18 protein-coding genes and 1 riboswitch are annotated in these 14,630 nt (G+C 68.4%); of the genes, 6 read left to right on the top strand and 12 right to left on the bottom strand.

All coding sequences use genetic code 11. The features are described from left to right. Positions 1–73 precede the first annotated feature (73 nt). Together C1707_RS09060 and C1707_RS09065 are read left to right on the top strand one after the other, a co-directional pair. Positions 74–607, top strand: coding sequence for a F0F1 ATP synthase subunit B family protein (locus C1707_RS09060; RefSeq protein ID WP_101713757.1), 534 nt, complete (start codon positions 74–76; stop codon positions 605–607). A gap of 13 nt (positions 608–620) precedes the next feature. Continuing rightward, positions 621–1,127: a F0F1 ATP synthase subunit B gene (locus C1707_RS09065; protein ID WP_101713758.1), complete on the top strand. Its 507-nt coding sequence runs from the start codon at positions 621–623 to the stop codon at positions 1,125–1,127. A 343-nt stretch (positions 1,128–1,470) separates the two neighbouring features. On the opposite strand, the gene C1707_RS09070 is transcribed toward C1707_RS09065, so the two are convergent. From C1707_RS09070 to C1707_RS09115, 10 genes are all read right to left on the bottom strand, one after another. Further along, positions 1,471–1,911, bottom strand: coding sequence for a hypothetical protein (locus C1707_RS09070; protein ID WP_101713759.1), 441 nt, complete (start codon positions 1,909–1,911; stop codon positions 1,471–1,473). Between the two features lie 19 nt (positions 1,912–1,930). Next, a complete protein-coding gene (locus tag C1707_RS09075) occupies positions 1,931–2,344 on the bottom strand; it encodes a hypothetical protein (protein WP_101713760.1) in 414 nt (137 codons plus the stop codon). A 131-nt stretch (positions 2,345–2,475) separates the two neighbouring features. Continuing rightward, a complete protein-coding gene (gene gcvPB, locus C1707_RS09080) occupies positions 2,476–4,050 on the bottom strand; it encodes an aminomethyl-transferring glycine dehydrogenase subunit GcvPB (RefSeq protein ID WP_101713761.1) in 1,575 nt (524 codons plus the stop codon). After that, entirely contained in the window at positions 4,047–5,390 is a 1,344-nt protein-coding gene (gene gcvPA / locus C1707_RS09085; RefSeq protein ID WP_101713762.1) for an aminomethyl-transferring glycine dehydrogenase subunit GcvPA, read from the bottom strand. The genes gcvPB and gcvPA overlap by 4 nt, the downstream gene beginning before the upstream one ends. Before the next feature lie 12 nt (positions 5,391–5,402). After that, positions 5,403–5,855, bottom strand: coding sequence for a hypothetical protein (locus C1707_RS09090; protein WP_101713763.1), 453 nt, complete (start codon positions 5,853–5,855; stop codon positions 5,403–5,405). Between the two features lie 4 nt (positions 5,856–5,859). After that, on the bottom strand, positions 5,860–6,225 hold the full coding sequence (gene gcvH, locus C1707_RS09095) for a glycine cleavage system protein GcvH (RefSeq protein ID WP_101713764.1): 366 nt from the start codon (positions 6,223–6,225) through the stop codon (positions 5,860–5,862). 72 nt (positions 6,226–6,297) lie between these two features. Continuing rightward, positions 6,298–7,410, bottom strand: coding sequence for a glycine cleavage system aminomethyltransferase GcvT (gene gcvT / locus C1707_RS09100; RefSeq protein ID WP_101713765.1), 1,113 nt, complete (start codon positions 7,408–7,410; stop codon positions 6,298–6,300). Positions 7,411–7,574: 164 nt separating this feature from the next. Continuing rightward, positions 7,575–7,665, bottom strand: a riboswitch (glycine riboswitch). A 105-nt stretch (positions 7,666–7,770) separates the two neighbouring features. Beyond that, a complete protein-coding gene (locus C1707_RS09105; protein WP_101713766.1) occupies positions 7,771–8,781 on the bottom strand; it encodes a ParA family protein in 1,011 nt (336 codons plus the stop codon). 169 nt (positions 8,782–8,950) lie between these two features. Beyond that, positions 8,951–9,346 (bottom strand): hypothetical protein, encoded by a 396-nt coding sequence (locus tag C1707_RS09110; RefSeq protein WP_101713767.1) that lies wholly within the window; start codon positions 9,344–9,346, stop codon positions 8,951–8,953. 10 nt (positions 9,347–9,356) lie between these two features. Then, positions 9,357–10,439 carry a site-specific DNA-methyltransferase gene (locus tag C1707_RS09115; RefSeq protein WP_101713768.1) on the bottom strand — a complete coding sequence of 361 codons (1,083 nt, stop codon included), beginning with the start codon at positions 10,437–10,439 and terminating at the stop codon, positions 9,357–9,359. A 198-nt stretch (positions 10,440–10,637) separates the two neighbouring features. Between C1707_RS09115 and C1707_RS09120 the strand changes: the two genes are divergently transcribed. Further along, on the top strand, positions 10,638–11,246 hold the full coding sequence (locus C1707_RS09120) for a dihydrofolate reductase family protein (RefSeq protein ID WP_101713769.1): 609 nt from the start codon (positions 10,638–10,640) through the stop codon (positions 11,244–11,246). A 66-nt stretch (positions 11,247–11,312) separates the two neighbouring features. Next, entirely contained in the window at positions 11,313–12,077 is a 765-nt protein-coding gene (locus tag C1707_RS09125) for a hypothetical protein (protein ID WP_101713770.1), read from the top strand. A 14-nt stretch (positions 12,078–12,091) separates the two neighbouring features. Here C1707_RS09125 and C1707_RS09130 read toward each other — a convergent pair whose 3' ends face one another. Further along, positions 12,092–12,793 carry a class I SAM-dependent methyltransferase gene (locus C1707_RS09130; protein WP_101713771.1) on the bottom strand — a complete coding sequence of 234 codons (702 nt, stop codon included), beginning with the start codon at positions 12,791–12,793 and terminating at the stop codon, positions 12,092–12,094. A 113-nt stretch (positions 12,794–12,906) separates the two neighbouring features. Here C1707_RS09130 and C1707_RS09135 point away from each other — a divergent pair, with 113 nt between their 5' ends. Next, positions 12,907–13,764 (top strand): SDR family oxidoreductase, encoded by an 858-nt coding sequence (locus tag C1707_RS09135; protein WP_101713772.1) that lies wholly within the window; start codon positions 12,907–12,909, stop codon positions 13,762–13,764. 35 nt (positions 13,765–13,799) lie between these two features. On the opposite strand, the gene C1707_RS09140 is transcribed toward C1707_RS09135, so the two are convergent. Continuing rightward, positions 13,800–14,126, bottom strand: a complete 327-nt coding sequence (locus C1707_RS09140; protein WP_101713773.1) for a TfoX/Sxy family protein — start codon at positions 14,124–14,126, stop codon at positions 13,800–13,802. Between C1707_RS09140 and C1707_RS09145 the strand changes: the two genes are divergently transcribed. Next, the gene (locus C1707_RS09145; RefSeq protein ID WP_101713774.1) at positions 14,125–14,604 is read left to right on the top strand and encodes a GNAT family N-acetyltransferase; all 480 of its coding nucleotides are present in this window, start codon (positions 14,125–14,127) and stop codon (positions 14,602–14,604) included. The genes C1707_RS09140 and C1707_RS09145 overlap by 2 nt on opposite strands. Positions 14,605–14,630 lie beyond the last annotated feature (26 nt).

Below are 14,630 nucleotides of genomic sequence, written 5' to 3' on the forward strand. Positions count from 1 at the left end.
CTTTGATCTTCTAGAACCGAGCCTGCCCGTCCGCGTGCGGATGGCAGGCGTTAGCTGAGAGGCGCCCTCGCCCATGGCGACGGAAAATCACGGCACGGTCGAGTCGACTGAAGCCCCTGGGCACGAGAGCGGCGGTCTTCCGCAGCTCCAGTTCCAGCACTGGGGCGGTCAGATCGTCTGGCTGCTGCTCATCTTCGCCGTTCTCTACGTCGTGCTGTCGAAGGGCCTGCTGCCCCGCGTCAGCGGCGCGATCGACGAACGCGGCGCCAAGATCGCCGGCGACATCGCCGACGCCCGTCGTCTGAAGGACGAAGCCGAGGTCCAGGCCCGCGCGGCCGCGACCGAGGTCGCCGAGGCTCGCGCCAAGGCCCAGAAGACCGCGGCGGACGCCAAGGCCAAGGCGACGGCGCAAGCCGCCGAGCGCCAGGCCAAGGAAGAAGCCGTACTGGCCGAGAAGCTGGCCGCGGCCGAAGCCTCGATCCAGGCCGCCCGCGACGAGGCCATGAGCCACGTCCGCACGGTGGCCGAGGAGACGGCCGGCGCCATCGTCGAGAAGCTGACGGGCAAGGCGGCTTCGGCCGACGAGCTCAAAGCGGCTCTGGCCTAAGGAGTAGCCGATCATGGAACACCAATCCCTGTTCAGCTTCTCCAACCCGGAATTCTGGGTTCTGGCGGCCCTGGTGATCTTCTTCGGCCTGCTGGTCGTGCTGAAGGTCCTGCCGGGCGCCCTGTTCGGCGCCCTGGACGGCTATGCGGCCAAGATCCGGTCGGAGCTCGACGAGGCCCAGAAGCTCCGTGAGGAGGCGCAAGCCCTGCTCGCCGAGGTCAAGGCCCAGCGCGAGGAAGCCGAGCGCCAGGCTTCGGCCATGCTCGAGGCGGCCAAGGCGGACGCGATCCGTCTGGAAGCCGAGGCCAAGGAGAAGCTCGAGGAGCAGATCACGCGCCGCGCCGAAATGGCCGAGCGCAAGATCGCCCAGGCCGAGGCCCAGGCCGCCGCGGACGTCAAGGCCGCGGCCGTCGACCTGGCCTCGCAGGCCGCCGAGGCGGTCCTGCTGGCCCGCGTGGCGACCGGTTCTGACCCGCTGGCCGACGTGGCCATCGGCCAGATCGGCGGCAAGCTGCAGTAGTCCTTTCGGGCGGCTGAAAGATCGAAGGCGCGGCCCGCGAGGGCCGCGCCTTTTCTTTTGACCGCTCATTCTCGATCGCTCTCTCTTCGAGAGCGGGAGGGGCCCGCCGCCGAAGGTGGTGGGAGGGTGAGAGGTTACAGCCGCGCCGATCTTGGTGAGGGCCGCCCCCAATCCGCCTCCCTAGGCCTTGTGCCTAGGGCCCATGGTTCAGCTGCTCAGGTGGCGGATCGGCGCGCGACCCCGTGGGCGGCGTCCGGACGAGCGGCGCCGAGCCTGGCCCGACCATGGATCCTCGCCACAAGGGCGAGGAAGGCGGGAAATTTGTGCGTCGGGGAGGTGAGCCTCAGGCCGCCGCGCTACGCCGCCTCAGCCGCTTCCTCACCGCCTTGCGGCCCCGCTTGAGCACCCGCCAGGTCGGCCGTCGCAGAACCACCTTCTCGCTCCGCAGAAGCTGCTGCCAGGCCACCAGCAGGATCTCCGGCTCGCGGCGCATCAGGCGGCGGATGGGGAAGATCAGCTTGGGGTGGCGGCGCTGCCAGCGGATGAAGCGGCGCTTGGCCTGGAACGAGTTGCGCAAGACCACCATCAGCCCGATGACCAGCAGCGGCAGGCCCACGTGCCCGGGCAGGGGCGTCAGCACCGCGCCGGCCAGCAGGATCAGCACGCCCAGGGCGATCAGCAGCAGACGGGCGATCCGGGCCAGGGTCTCGCGCACGACAAAGGCCAGCCGGCGGCGACGCAGGCTGGAGAGGCGGCGGACGACCCTGGGGTCGCGCCGGGTCACGGGAACGGGCTCACGGGCCCTAGACCGCGCGCTGGCCCCGGCGCTTGAGCGCCTTGCGCCAGCGCTTGGCCACGCGCCAGCGGCGCGGGATGACCAGCTTCTCGATCCGCAGGGCCTGCTGCCAGGCCACCAGCACCACCTCGGGCTCGCGGCGCAGCAGGCGGCGCAGCGGGAAGACCAGCTTGGGGTGGGCGTGCTGGAAGCGCACGAACTGCTTGCGGGCCTTGAACGAGTTGCGCAGCACCAGCATCAGGCCGATCACCGTCAGCGGCACGCCCATGGGGCCGGGCAGGGGCGCGATCAGAAAGCCCGCGGCGATGAACACCAGGCCCAGGGCCACCAGCAGGCCGCGAATGATCCGGCCGAGAAGCTCGCGGGCGAGTTCGTCGGCGGCGGAGAGGCGCACGGGCGGCATGGCGATAGCGAGGTTCATGGGGGCTGAACGGGGCTTGTGGTCCGCCGGTTTCCGGAAAAAGACCGGCCCCCTCGTCTCACAGGCTGCATATGGAAACGGGGCGCCCTTCCGTAAAGGCGCCCCGTTCCGCATTCGTGCTGCTGTTGCAGCTATTCCGCGGCGAGTGGCGCGGGGGCCACAGGTTTCCACTTCAACTTCGGCTTACGGGCCGCCAGCGTCTCGTCCAGGCGCTTGAGCGGCGCCAAGTGCGGGGCGTTCTTGAAGCGGGCGACCTCGCCGGCCTCGGCGGCCTGGGCCAGCAGGCGCAGGGCGTCGACGAAGCGGTCCAGCTCGGCCTTCGACTCGGTCTCGGTCGGCTCGATCAGCATCGCGCCGTGCACCACCAGCGGGAAGTACATGGTCATCGGATGGAAGCCCTCGTCGATCATCGCCTTGGCGAAGTCGAGCGTGGTCACGCCGGTGCCTTCCAGCCAGGCGTCGTCGAACAGCGCCTCGTGCATGCACGGCCCTTCGGGGAAGGCCGGGCTCATCAGGTCGCTCAGGCGGGCCTTGACGTAGTTGGCGTTCAGCACCGCGTCCTCGGCCACCTGGCGCAGGCCGTCGGCGCCGTGGCTGAGCATGTAGGCGTAGGCGCGCACGTACATGCCCATCTGGCCGTGGAAGGCGCTCATGCGGCCGAAGGCCTGGGCGGCGACGCCCTCGGCCTCCTCGACCAGCCGGTAGCCGCCGTCGTCGTGCACCACCCACGGGGTGGGGGCGAACGGGGCCAGGGCCTCGGAAAGCACCACCGGACCCGCGCCCGGACCGCCGCCGCCGTGGGGCGTCGAGAAGGTCTTGTGCAGGTTGATGTGCATGGCGTCGACGCCCAGGTCGCCCGGGCGCACCCGGCCGACGATGGCGTTGAAGTTGGCGCCGTCGCAGTAGAAGTAGGCCCCGGCCGCGTGGGTCAGGCGGGCGATCTCGACCACGTCGCGCTCGAACAGGCCGCAGGTGTTGGGGTTGGTGACCATGATCGCCGCCACGTGGTCGCCGAGCTTGGCTTCCAGGTCGGCCAGGTCGACGCGGCCGTCGTCGGTCTGGGCGATTTCCACGACCGTGTAGCCGCAGAAGGCCGCCGTGGCCGGGTTGGTGCCGTGGGCGCTGGTCGGGGCCAGCACGGTCTTGCGGTGGCCGTTGCCGGCCGCTTCGTGGGCGGCGCGGATGGCCAAGAGGCCGCACAGCTCGCCATGGGCGCCGGCCTTGGGGCTTAGGGCGACGGCGGGCATGCCGGTCAGCGTCTTCAGCCAATGGGCCAGGCGGTCCATCAGCTCGATGGCGCCCTGCACCGTCGACTGCGGCTGCAGCGGGTGGATGTCCGACAGGCCCGGCAGGCGCGCGACCTTCTCGTTCAGGCGCGGGTTGTGCTTCATCGTGCACGAGCCCAGCGGATAGAGCGCGAGATCGATGGCGTGGTTCTTCTGGGACAGGCGCACGTAGTGGCGCACGGCTTCCGGTTCCGACAGGCCCGGCAGGCCGATGGCGTCGTCGCGGGTCAGGCCGGCGAGCGCGCTATCGGCGGGGACGGCGTCGGGCAGGTCGACGCCGGTCTTCTTCCAGCCGCCCAGTTCGAAGATCAGCGGCTCGTCCTGCAGCAGGCCGCGGCCGCCCGACAGGGAGGTAAAGCCCTCGGCTTCCTCGTTCGCGGCTTCGGGACGGGTGGGACGTCCGACATTGTTCATGCTCATTGGACGGCTCCGGCCAGCAGCTTGGCGAAGAAGGTGATGTCGGTGTCGAGCGTGGTCTCGGTCGCAGCGACCAGCAGCACGTCGTCCAGGCCCGCGCCCGGCTCCAGGCGCGAATAGGGCACGCCGGCGATGACGCCGTGGGCGGCCAGGGTCTCGACGACCTCGGCGGCGTCCTTGGGCACGCGCACGGCGAACTCGTTGAAGAAGCGCGGGGTGAGGATCTCGACGCCGGGGATGGCCGCGAGGGCCTTGGCGGTCGCCAGCGCCTTCTGGTGGTTCAGCGAGGCCAGCTGGCGCAAGCCCTGCTCGCCCAGCAGGCTCATGTGGATCGAGAAGGCGAGCGCGCACAGGCCGCTGTTGGTGCAGATGTTGCTAGTGGCCTTGTCGCGGCGGATGTGCTGCTCGCGGGTCGACAGCGTCAGCACGAAGCCGCGCTTGCCGTCGGCGTCCACCGTCTCGCCGCAGAGGCGGCCGGGGGCCTGGCGGACGAACTTTTCCTTGCAGGCGAAGAGGCCGACATAGGGGCCGCCGAAGTTCAGGCCGTTGCCGATCGACTGGCCCTCGGCCACGGCGATGTCGGCGCCCATGGCGCCCGGCGACTTCAGCAGGCCGTACGAGACGGCCTCGGTGGTGACCACGATCAGCAGGGCCCCGGCCGCATGAGCGGCCTCGGCGATCTTCGTCACGTCGGTGGCCGTGCCGAACACGTTGGGGGTCTGCACGACGACGCAGGCGGTATCCTGGTCGATGGCGGCGATCACCGCATCCTCGGCGTCGATGGCGGCCGGCAGGCGCAGGGTGGCGACGCCCGCGGCGTGGGCCAGGGTCTCGACCGCGCCGACATACTGCGGATGGACGCCGCCCGACAGCACGGCCTTGTTCTTGCGGGTGACGCGCTGGGCCATCATCACGGCCTCGGCCGTGGCGGTCGAGCCGTCATAGAGCGAGGCGTTGGCCACATCCATGCCGGTCAGGGCCGCGACCTGGCTCTGGAACTCGAACAGCACCTGCAGGGTGCCCTGGGCGATTTCCGGCTGGTAGGGCGTGTAGCTGGTCAGGAATTCCGACCGCTGGATGATGTGGTCGACCGTGGCCGGCACGTGGTGGCGATAGGCCCCGGCCCCGACGAAGAACGGCCCCTCGGCCGCCGAACGGTTGCGGCGCGACAGGCGCAGCAGCTCGCGCTCGACCTCGATCTCGCCGGCGTGATGGGGCAGGTCCACAGGCTCGCTGCGGCGGGCGACGGCCGGCACGTCGACGAACAGCTCGTCGATCGAGCCCGCGCCGATCACGCCGAGCATGTCGGCGCGGTCTTCGGGGGTCAGGGGGAGGTAGCGCATACGTATCCGCCGTTAGGGTCTGGAGAACAGCTGGGAGAGCCAGCTTTTCTTGCGGGGAGGGGGGTCGGCTAGCGCCTGGTCACGATAGTCCGACCAGGTCTCGAATGCAGGAGCCAGAGCGGCGTACAGCGCCATGGCGTCTCCCACCGGCTCGATGGGAAGGAAGTCCTCGGGCGGCTGGCCGGGATTGCCCGGCGTGCGCAGCGCTCGGTCCTTGCCGTCGGTCGGCAGGATGAACGAGGCGGTGGCCTCGGCGATGGCGAAGAGTACGTCGCAGGTCCCCGGCGTCAGGCCGCGCAGGGCGGCCATACCGTCGAACCATTCGAACCCGCCGCCGTCTCGCAGGACGACCACGACGCCATTCCGCTGGGCGCCCAGCGACGCCAGGACGACCTCGACGGCCTGATCGAAATCAGGGCCGTCGGGCGTCGCGTCGGAGGCCTGCAGAAAGACGTCGAAGCTCATCGGATCAGAGCGTGCTCAGGAACGCTTCGTACGCGTCGCGGTCCATCAGGGCGTCGACCTCGGCCGGGTTGGACAGCTTCAGCTTGGCGAACCAGCCGCCGGCTTCCGGCAGGGCGTTGACGGTTTCCGGAGCGTCGGCCAGTTCGGCGTTGGCTTCGACGACTTCGCCCGACACCGGGGCGTAGACGTCCGAGGCGGCCTTGACGCTCTCGACGACGGCCAGCTGGTCGCCCTGGCCGACGGTCTTGCCGACTTCCGGAACCTCGACGAACACCACGTCGCCCAGTTGCTCGGCGGCGTAGGCGGTGATGCCGACGGTGGCGATGTCGCCTTCGACGGCGACCCACTCGTGATCTTTGGTGAAACGCATCTCTCGGCCCTCTCTTGATGTTGGCGGCGCGACGGACGCCAAACCGGCATCCACTTTTGGCTGTCGCGTCGGCTAAAGTTTGCGGACGTAACGGGTGGGAACGAACGGGGAGGCGACGACCAGCGCGGCCGCCGGCTTGCCCCGGACGATGACTTTCAGGGTCTCGCCGACCACGGCGAAGGCCGGGGGCACGAAACCGATGGCGATGGCACCGCCGAAGCTGGGGCCGAAGCCCCCGCTGGTGACCTTGCCGATGACATTGCCCTCGGCGTCGGCGATGTCGGCGCCTTCGCGGGCCGGGGCGCCTTCCAGCACCTTCAGGTTCACGCGGACGCGGGCCAGGTCGCCGGCCAGTTCCTTGGTGATCCGTTCGGCGCCCAGGAAGTCGCCGGCCTCGCGGCGGCTCTTGCCGACGGCGAAGTTCAGGCCCGCCTCGATCGGCGAGACCGTCTCGTCCAGGTCGTGGCCGTAGAGCGGCAGGCCCGCTTCCAGGCGCAGGCTGTCGCGGGCGCCCAGGCCGATCGGCTTGACGCGCTCGTCTTCCAGCAGGGTGTTCCAGATGCGGGCGGCGTCCGACGCCGGCACCGAGATCTCGTAGCCGTCCTCGCCGGTGTAGCCCGAGCGCGAGATGATGGCGTCGACCCCGAAGGCGGTCAGGGCGCGGGCGTCCATGAACACCATCTCGGCCGCTTCCGGCACGTGGGCGGCCAGCACGGCGGCGGCCTGCGGGCCCTGCAGCGCCAGCAGCGCGCGGTCTTCCAGGCGCGTCACCGTCGCCTCGCCCTCGAGGGCGGCGGCGATGATGGCGTAGTCGTTGTCCTTGCAGGCGCCGTTGACCACGACGAACAAGCCATCGTCGTCGGGACGGGCGGTCATCAAATCATCGACGATGCCGCCGGCCGCGTTCAGCAGCACGCCGTAGCGCTGCTTGCCGGCCTTCAGGCCCTGGTAGTCGGCCGAGACCACCTTCTCGAAGCTCCTGGCCGGGTTTTCGCCGCGAATGCGCGCCTGGCCCATGTGCGAGACGTCGAACAGGCCCGCGTGCTCGCGGGTCCAGAGATGCTCCTTGAGCACCCCGTCCTTGTACTGCACGGGCATGGAATAGCCCGCGAACGGAACCATGCGGGCGCCGGCCGCCACGTGGGCGTCGAACAGCGGGGTCTTCTTGAGGTCGTCGGTGGACACGCGGCGGGCTCCGAAACGGGGTCGGCGAGACGGCCGACGTCTGTCGGCTGGTCGCGCCCCCGCTGTCCCTTTGGCCTGAGAGATTCCGGCGCGCTCCGTCTCGGGGGAGGGCGCCTTGCTCCTTCGGCGAGCCGCCCTTTCGGGAGGCTTCTTTCCAGCGTTCCTAAACCCGCGCGGTCCTTTTGCCTGAGCGTTTCCGGGGCGGTTGCGCCTTCGGCCTCGGGATCGAATCCCGATGTCTCCCGCGAGGGTCAAGCGGTCAATGATCGACGGTCGGCGGCGAGTCAAGCGGGACTGGCGCAGGGTTCGCTCTCCCCGAGCGGACAGCGTGTCAGCATTATCCGTTCGGGGAGAGTGTGGTCAAAGTTGTCCGACCAACTGGTCGAAGGCAGCTTTGTATCTAGTTAGAGAATCCTTAGGAACCTGGGTATCTTTACTGTGTATCGTGTATTTTCCAAGTTTGATTTTGTGAAGAGGTAATCCGAGATGTGAAGTTACGACGCTGACGCTATGCGCATCGGGGAGGTCGAGGAATAGCTTGTTTTTCGCTGAGCTGAAGATCGCGCTATTTGTCTTCATGAGGTCGGAGGCTCTTTGTTTTATTGCGTCGTACATAGCCGAAAAGGCTTTTGATGCCTTCTGCTCGTACTGAGTGCTCCGATTTAGGGGAATGGAGTGAATGGTGGGTAGCGCGAGGTGGTTGTTATGTGCGCGCTTTGAAAAGCTGACGCTTGCGTAAGCCGCCGGGACGTTTATCCCGTAAATGAGCTGGCCAATATTGCTGATGGCTCGGGCGGAAGACCCGTCAGCTGTGCAGGGAACAATGATTCTGTCGGCGGCAATTATTGCTAATTCTGTGTATGCGGCAAAACTTGGATTGCAATCTATAAAGAATGTTGCATTGTCGTACTTTTTAGAAATGGCGTCGAGGAGATCCTTGAGCCATTTGTGAACGTTTGCCCAAGAATCGCTTGGCAGAGTTTGTCCTGCTATCTGGTTTATGGCCTCTGCCTGAATTTCGAGAGACGGGTCTCCGGCAATAAGGTAAATATTGCTATCCAAATTTGTATTGTATTTGTGAGCTTGAAGAATGTAGCTTGTTTCGTTCCCGGTTATCTTGTGGGGCGACGAAATGCGCTCGTCGAAGTATCCTCCGATAGTGCGCCGAGGCTGGGCTGAGAGCAGTCCTTCGAGGTTCTTGGCGCCTTTGCCGTTTCCGCCCAAGACGACTTCGCTCACGTTCGCTTGAGGACACATATCGACGATCACCACCCGTCGATCAGGGTGCTGGCGAGCATATTCGCAGGCCGTAATGAACGTGACGAAGGATTTTCCCACGCCCCCCTTGTTGTTCCAAACCGCGTACTTCATCGCCCCGATCTCCTTCGCTGCCCCTTCGATAGCGCAGCGATAAGGAGTGATACAAATAACTTCGGCAGGGATTGGGCTGAGGAGGCGATCGACGCCGGACTAGTTGGGCGGTCGGAGATATGGGGATGACATTAGGGGCTGGGGTATCGGGTTCCGCTCAGTTGAGCAGTTAGGCCCTGGTCTTACCGCCCTGGCCCAGGAAGCCGACGACCAGGAACTGCAGCAGGGCGCCCATCTCCAGGCCCAGCAGCGAGGCGCCGATGGCGGCGGCGGCGTCGAAGGTCGCCGAGAAGCCCTTGGGGCCGCCGATCAGCAGCCAGCCCAGCACCGCCCAGACCAGCACCAGGCCCACGGCCGGCCCGATGAAGGCGAGGTTGGCGCGCGGACCCAGGCGACGGCGGGCGACGACCAGCAGCACGGCGCAGCCGACCAGCTCGATCGCCCGGCCCAGCCAGATCCACACCGCGCCGACGTCCGGCAGGGCGCTGACGCACAGCATGGTCAGCACGATGGCCAGGCAGCCGATCGTCCAGTAGCGGCGAACGCCGATGGGGCCTTCTTTCACGTCGAAGCGATCAGGCGTGCGGCATGGCCGCGCGCACCTGGGCGCGCAGCACGTCGATGGGAGCAAGGCCCGCGTCGGTCTTGAAGTGCCAGTAGGTCCAGCCGTTGCAGGCCGGGGCCGACTGCACCATGGCGCCGATCTTGTGGATCGAACCGGAGAGGTCGCCGACCGCGATCGAGCCGTCGGGGCGCACCTTGGCCGCGTGGGCGCCCTTGGCGCAGTACAGCGTGTCGCCGGGATGCAGCAGGCCGGCCTCGACGATGGTGCCGAACGGCACGCGAGGCTCGGCGCGCTTGCTGCCCATGACCTCCAGGTCCTGCGGCGCGATCGGCGTCACCTGGGCGATGCGGGTCCTGGCGTGCTCGATATATTCGGCCTCGCGCTCGATGCCGACGAACTTGCGGCCCAGGCGCTTGGCGGCCGCGCCCGTGGTGCCCACGCCGAAGAACGGATCCAGGATCACGTCGCCCGGCTTGGTGGTCGACAGGATCACCCGGTAGAGCAGGGCCTCGGGCTTCTGGGTCGGGTGGGCCTTGGCGCCGTCGGCGCCCTTGATCCGCTCCTCGCCGGTGCACAGCGGGATGGTCCAGTCCGAGCGCATCTGCACTTCGTCATTGGCCATCTTCAGGGCGTCGTAGTTGAAGGTGTAGCGCTTGGCGTTCTGGCTCTTGGAGGCCCAGATCAGGGTCTCGTGGGCGTTGGCGAAGCGGGTGCCCTTGAAGTTGGGCATCGGGTTGGTCTTGCGCCAGATGACGTCGTTGAGGATCCAGAAGCCCAGGTCCTGCACCGCCACGCCGACGCGGAAGATGTTGTGATAGCTGCCGATCACCCAGATCGCGCCGTCGTCCTTCAGGACGCGGCGGGCGGCCTTCAGCCACTCGCGGGTGAACTTGTCGTAGGCGGCGAAGCTCTCGAACTGGTCCCAGTGGTCGTCGACCGCGTCGACCTTGGAATTGTCCGGACGCAGCAGGTCGCCGCCGAGTTGAAGGTTGTAGGGCGGATCGGCGAAGATCAGGTCGACCGACTTCTCGGGCAGGGCGTTCATCGCCTCGATGCAATCGCCCTGAATGATGGTTTCCGGCCCGAACGACATGTCCGCTTCCTTGCAAAACACCCAACGGAATCATGGAGTCCCGTGGTTACCCGGGAATGAACGGTCATGGTTAGCCACTGGTTAATCGCGATTCGAAAATCGGTTAACAGTGCTTGATGTTCTGCAATTGTTCTCTATCGTGGACTCGACCGAGACGCGAAGTGCGGCGGTCGCCGGGGACGATGGGGCAGGGAAGGCATGGCGCTGATCCGCGGGTTCATCGCGTCCAGCCTCGACGGCCGGGTCGCCGACGCGGCCGGCGGGGTCGAGTGGCTGGCCCCGTTCCGCAAGGTGGATCCCGGCTACGGCGCCTTCATCGACCTGGTGGGCACCGTGGTCATGGGGCGCTCCACCTATGACCAGATCCCCAGCCTCGGCATGGGCTGGCCCTATGCCGGCAAGCGCGGCTTCGTCGTCACCTCGCGGCGGGGCGACCCGGTGCAGCGCGGCGTCAGGTTCTGGCGCGAGGGGCTGCCGGCCCTGGTCGAGCGCCTGCGCGACCTCGACGACGGCGACGCCTGGGTGGTGGGCGGGGCGGGCCTGCTGGCCGCCTTCGCCGACCAGGGCGCGCTCGACCGCCTGTCGCTGCTGATCGCGCCGGTGCTGCTGGGCGAGGGGACGCCGCTGTTTCCCGAACGCAGCGGCGCGCCCAGGGGCCTCGTCCTGCGCGGCGCGGCCTCGCTGGCCATGGGCGTGGTCCGCCTGGACTACGAACTGCCGCCGCTGAAATCGGGCAGGGCCCTTGGGCGGGGAGGCGCGGGGGCGGCGTCGCGGCCGCCCTCGCCGCCCGATGGGGCGCAGGCCTGAGCGAACGGCGGATGCGCCGCGGCGGGCCATTGCGGACGTCGCCGCCCGTAAGGCAAGGTCGTGGTCATGCGCCTCTCGACCCTCGCCCTCGGGCTCGCGATCATCGTCTTCGGCCAGGCGGCCCAAGCCGGCCCGGCCCCGGACCAGGCCGCCCCCGCCCAGACAGGCGAGGCCCGGGAGCCGTCCGTCGCCGACGTCCGCGAGGCGGTCCGCGACATCGCCTTCGACCCTTCGCGTTTCTTTCCCTCGCCCCTCGTCAAGGACCGCTCGATCCTGCGGATCACCTACACCGGCGACGACTACGGCTGGCCGGTCCATGCGATCGCCGTCGCCAAAGGCTGCGTCGACGACGAGAAGCAGCCCAAGGACAAGTGCGCGTCCCGCCTCAGGGCGCGGATGGTGCGCGCGCCGGCGCCGGACGGGATGGCCCGGCCGCGCCAGCGCGGGGTGCGACTGGTCGGACAACTCGTTGAGCGCAAGGCGACGACCCCGGCCCAGATCCGCGCGGCCCTGAGCCAGATCAAGCCCGAATGGGTCGAGGCCGACCTTCGAACCTGCCCCGGGGCTGCAGAGGTCCTGAAGAGGTCGGCCGAAGCCGTCTGGGTCCCCGAGGCGGTCGCCGATCCCCAGCCGACCGACGAGTTGAACCTTGTGCTGCACGCCGACATCGTGAAGATCGAGATTCAGCAGTACGCCCGCCTGACCACCTATCGCGGCTGGCTGGCCGAGAACTCGCCCGCCGTCTGGGCGCAAAGCCTGGCGGCCGTGCTGGAGCCCTGCTGGCGCGCGGCGGACGTCCCCGCGCCATGGGAAGCGCCGACGGACAGGTAGACCGCCGCCCGCCCTCACGCATAGGCCGCCCAGGCCCGCCAGGTGAAGGCCGCGTAGAACGGGGTCACGTCGGTGAAGCCCGCCGCGCGCAATATGGCCTCGTCCTCCTCCGGGGCGATCATGTTGACGCTGGCGGCGACGGCGTCGCGCGCGCCCCTGGCCTGCACCGGATCGAAGCCCGAGGCGACGGCGAAGGCGGCGTAGCGGTCGAGCCAGGCGTCGCGCTGGCCGGGACCTTGCGGAAAGCTGCCGTGGGCGGCGACGAACGGCGCGCCGGGCTTCAGGCGCTTTCGGATCTCGCGCTCGGTGCGCAGGCGCTCGTCATGACCCAGAAAGTGCAGGGTCAGCAGGCAGGTCGCCGCGTCGAAGCCTTCCGCCGCCACGTCCTCGACATAGCCCTCGACCAGCTCGACCCGGTCGTTCAGCGGACCCAGCAGCCGCCGGGCGCCGCGCAGCATCTCGCCGGCCGGATCGACGCCGACGAAGGTCCAGCCCGGATGCATTTGCGCCAGCGCCTTCAGCTCCAGCCCGCCGCCGGCGCCGACCACCAGCACCCGGGCGTCATCCGGCGCGCGCTCGGCCAGCATCACGCCGCACATCCGGTGCAGGTCGTGGAAGCCCGGCACGAAGCGCGGCGGTCCCTCGGCGTAGCGCGCCACGGCGGCAGGGTCGGAGAAGGCCGCCAGGAAGTGCTTGGATCCGTCTTCGTCGCGCATGCGGGCTCCCAATCGTCGCTGATCTTGTAACTTTATATGTTGCGAGAATCGCGGGGCTGCAAGAGGGGCGTGTTCGGCCTTAGGGTGGCGGCAATCAACAAGGAGGGAGCGCCATGAGCCTCTCGGGCAAGACGCTGTTCATCACCGGGGCCAGCCGGGGCATCGGCCTGGCCATCGCCCTGCGGGCCGCGCGCGACGGGGCCAACATCGTGGTCGCGGCCAAGACCGCCGACCCGCACCCCAAGCTGCCCGGCACCATCTACACCGCCGCCGACGAGATCGCCGCTGCCGGCGGGCAGGCCCTGCCGCTGGTGGTCGACGTGCGCGACGAGGCCAGCGTGCAGTCGGCCGTCGACCAGGCGGTCGAGCGCTTCGGCGGCATCGACATTCTCGTCAACAACGCCTCGGCCATCTCGCTGACCGGCACGCTGTCGACCGACATGAAGCGCTACGACCTGATGCACCAGGTCAATACGCGCGGCACGTTCCTGACGTCGAAGGCCTGCATCCCGCACCTGAAGAAGGCCGCCAACCCGCACGTGCTGATGCTGTCGCCGCCGCTCGACATGAGCCCGCGGTGGTTCGGCGGCCACGTGGCCTACACCATGGCCAAGTTCGGCATGTCGATGTGCGTGCTGGGCATGGCCAAGGAGTTCGAGAGCGACGGGATCGCCTTCAACGCCCTGTGGCCTCGCACCGGCATCGCCACCGCCGCCATCCAGTTCGCCCTGACCGGCGAGGAAGGCCTGCGCCACTGCCGCACGCCCGAGATCATGGCCGACGCCGCCCACGCGATCTTCGAAAAGCCCTCGCGCGAATTCACCGGCCAGTTCCTGATCGACGACACCTTCCTCTACGGCGAGGGCGTGCGCGAGTTCGACAAGTACCGCGTCGATCCCGCCGCCACCCTGATGCCCGACTTCTTCGTCCCCGAAGACAGCGTCCCGCCGCCGGGGGTGGTGATCGGTTAGAGCTTGATCACCTCTCCCATGGGGAGAGGTTGCTACTAGCGCTTCTTCCGCGCCGCCACGGCCATCGACCTTCGCGCCCACTCCACCAGCAGCTCCGGATCGTCCATGGCCTCGGCCGGGGCGCTCCAGTAGGCCATGGGCTTGCCTTCGCCGAAGGGATCGAAGGGATGGCTCCCGGCGGCCTCGAACGCGGGCTTCAGCGCGGCGTCGCCCTTGAGGTAGAGGGTGTCGTCGTCGAGGATCGCGAAGAACAGGCCGCTGGCGTAGAGACCGACCCCGCCGAACATCCGCTTGGGCTTCAGCTGTCCCGCCGGGGCCAGCTGCTCCAGCACGAACTCCAGGAAGTCTTCCGAAACCGCCATGCCCGTCACCGTCCGTCCCGCCGCGCCCGCCGACGCCGCCCTGATCCTGTCGTTCGTCCGCGACCTGGCGGAGTACGAGAAGCTGCTGCACGAGGTGGAGGCCACGCAAGCCCACATCGAGGCCGCGCTGTTCTGCGACGCGCCCAAAGCCTTCTGCGACATAGCCGAGATCGACGGCGAGCCGGTGGGTCTGGCCCTGTGGTTCTACAACTACTCGACCTTCGTGGGCCGGCACGGAATCTATCTTGAGGATCTGTTCGTGCGGCCGTCGGCGCGGGGCGCCGGGGCGGGCAAGGCGCTGCTGGCCAACCTGGCCCGTCGCTGCGTGGCGCAGAACCTGGGTCGCCTGGAATGGGCGGTGCTCGACTGGAACGCACCGTCGATCGCCTTCTACGACAGCCTGGGCGCGGCCTCGATGGACGAGTGGACCGTGCGGCGGATGACCGGCGAGGCGCTGGAGCGACTGGCGGCGGGCTGAGAGGGCGGTGCGTCCTTCGAGGCTCG

The sequence above is a fragment of the Caulobacter flavus genome, assembly GCF_003722335.1.
GTDB lineage: Bacteria > Pseudomonadota > Alphaproteobacteria > Caulobacterales > Caulobacteraceae > Caulobacter > Caulobacter flavus.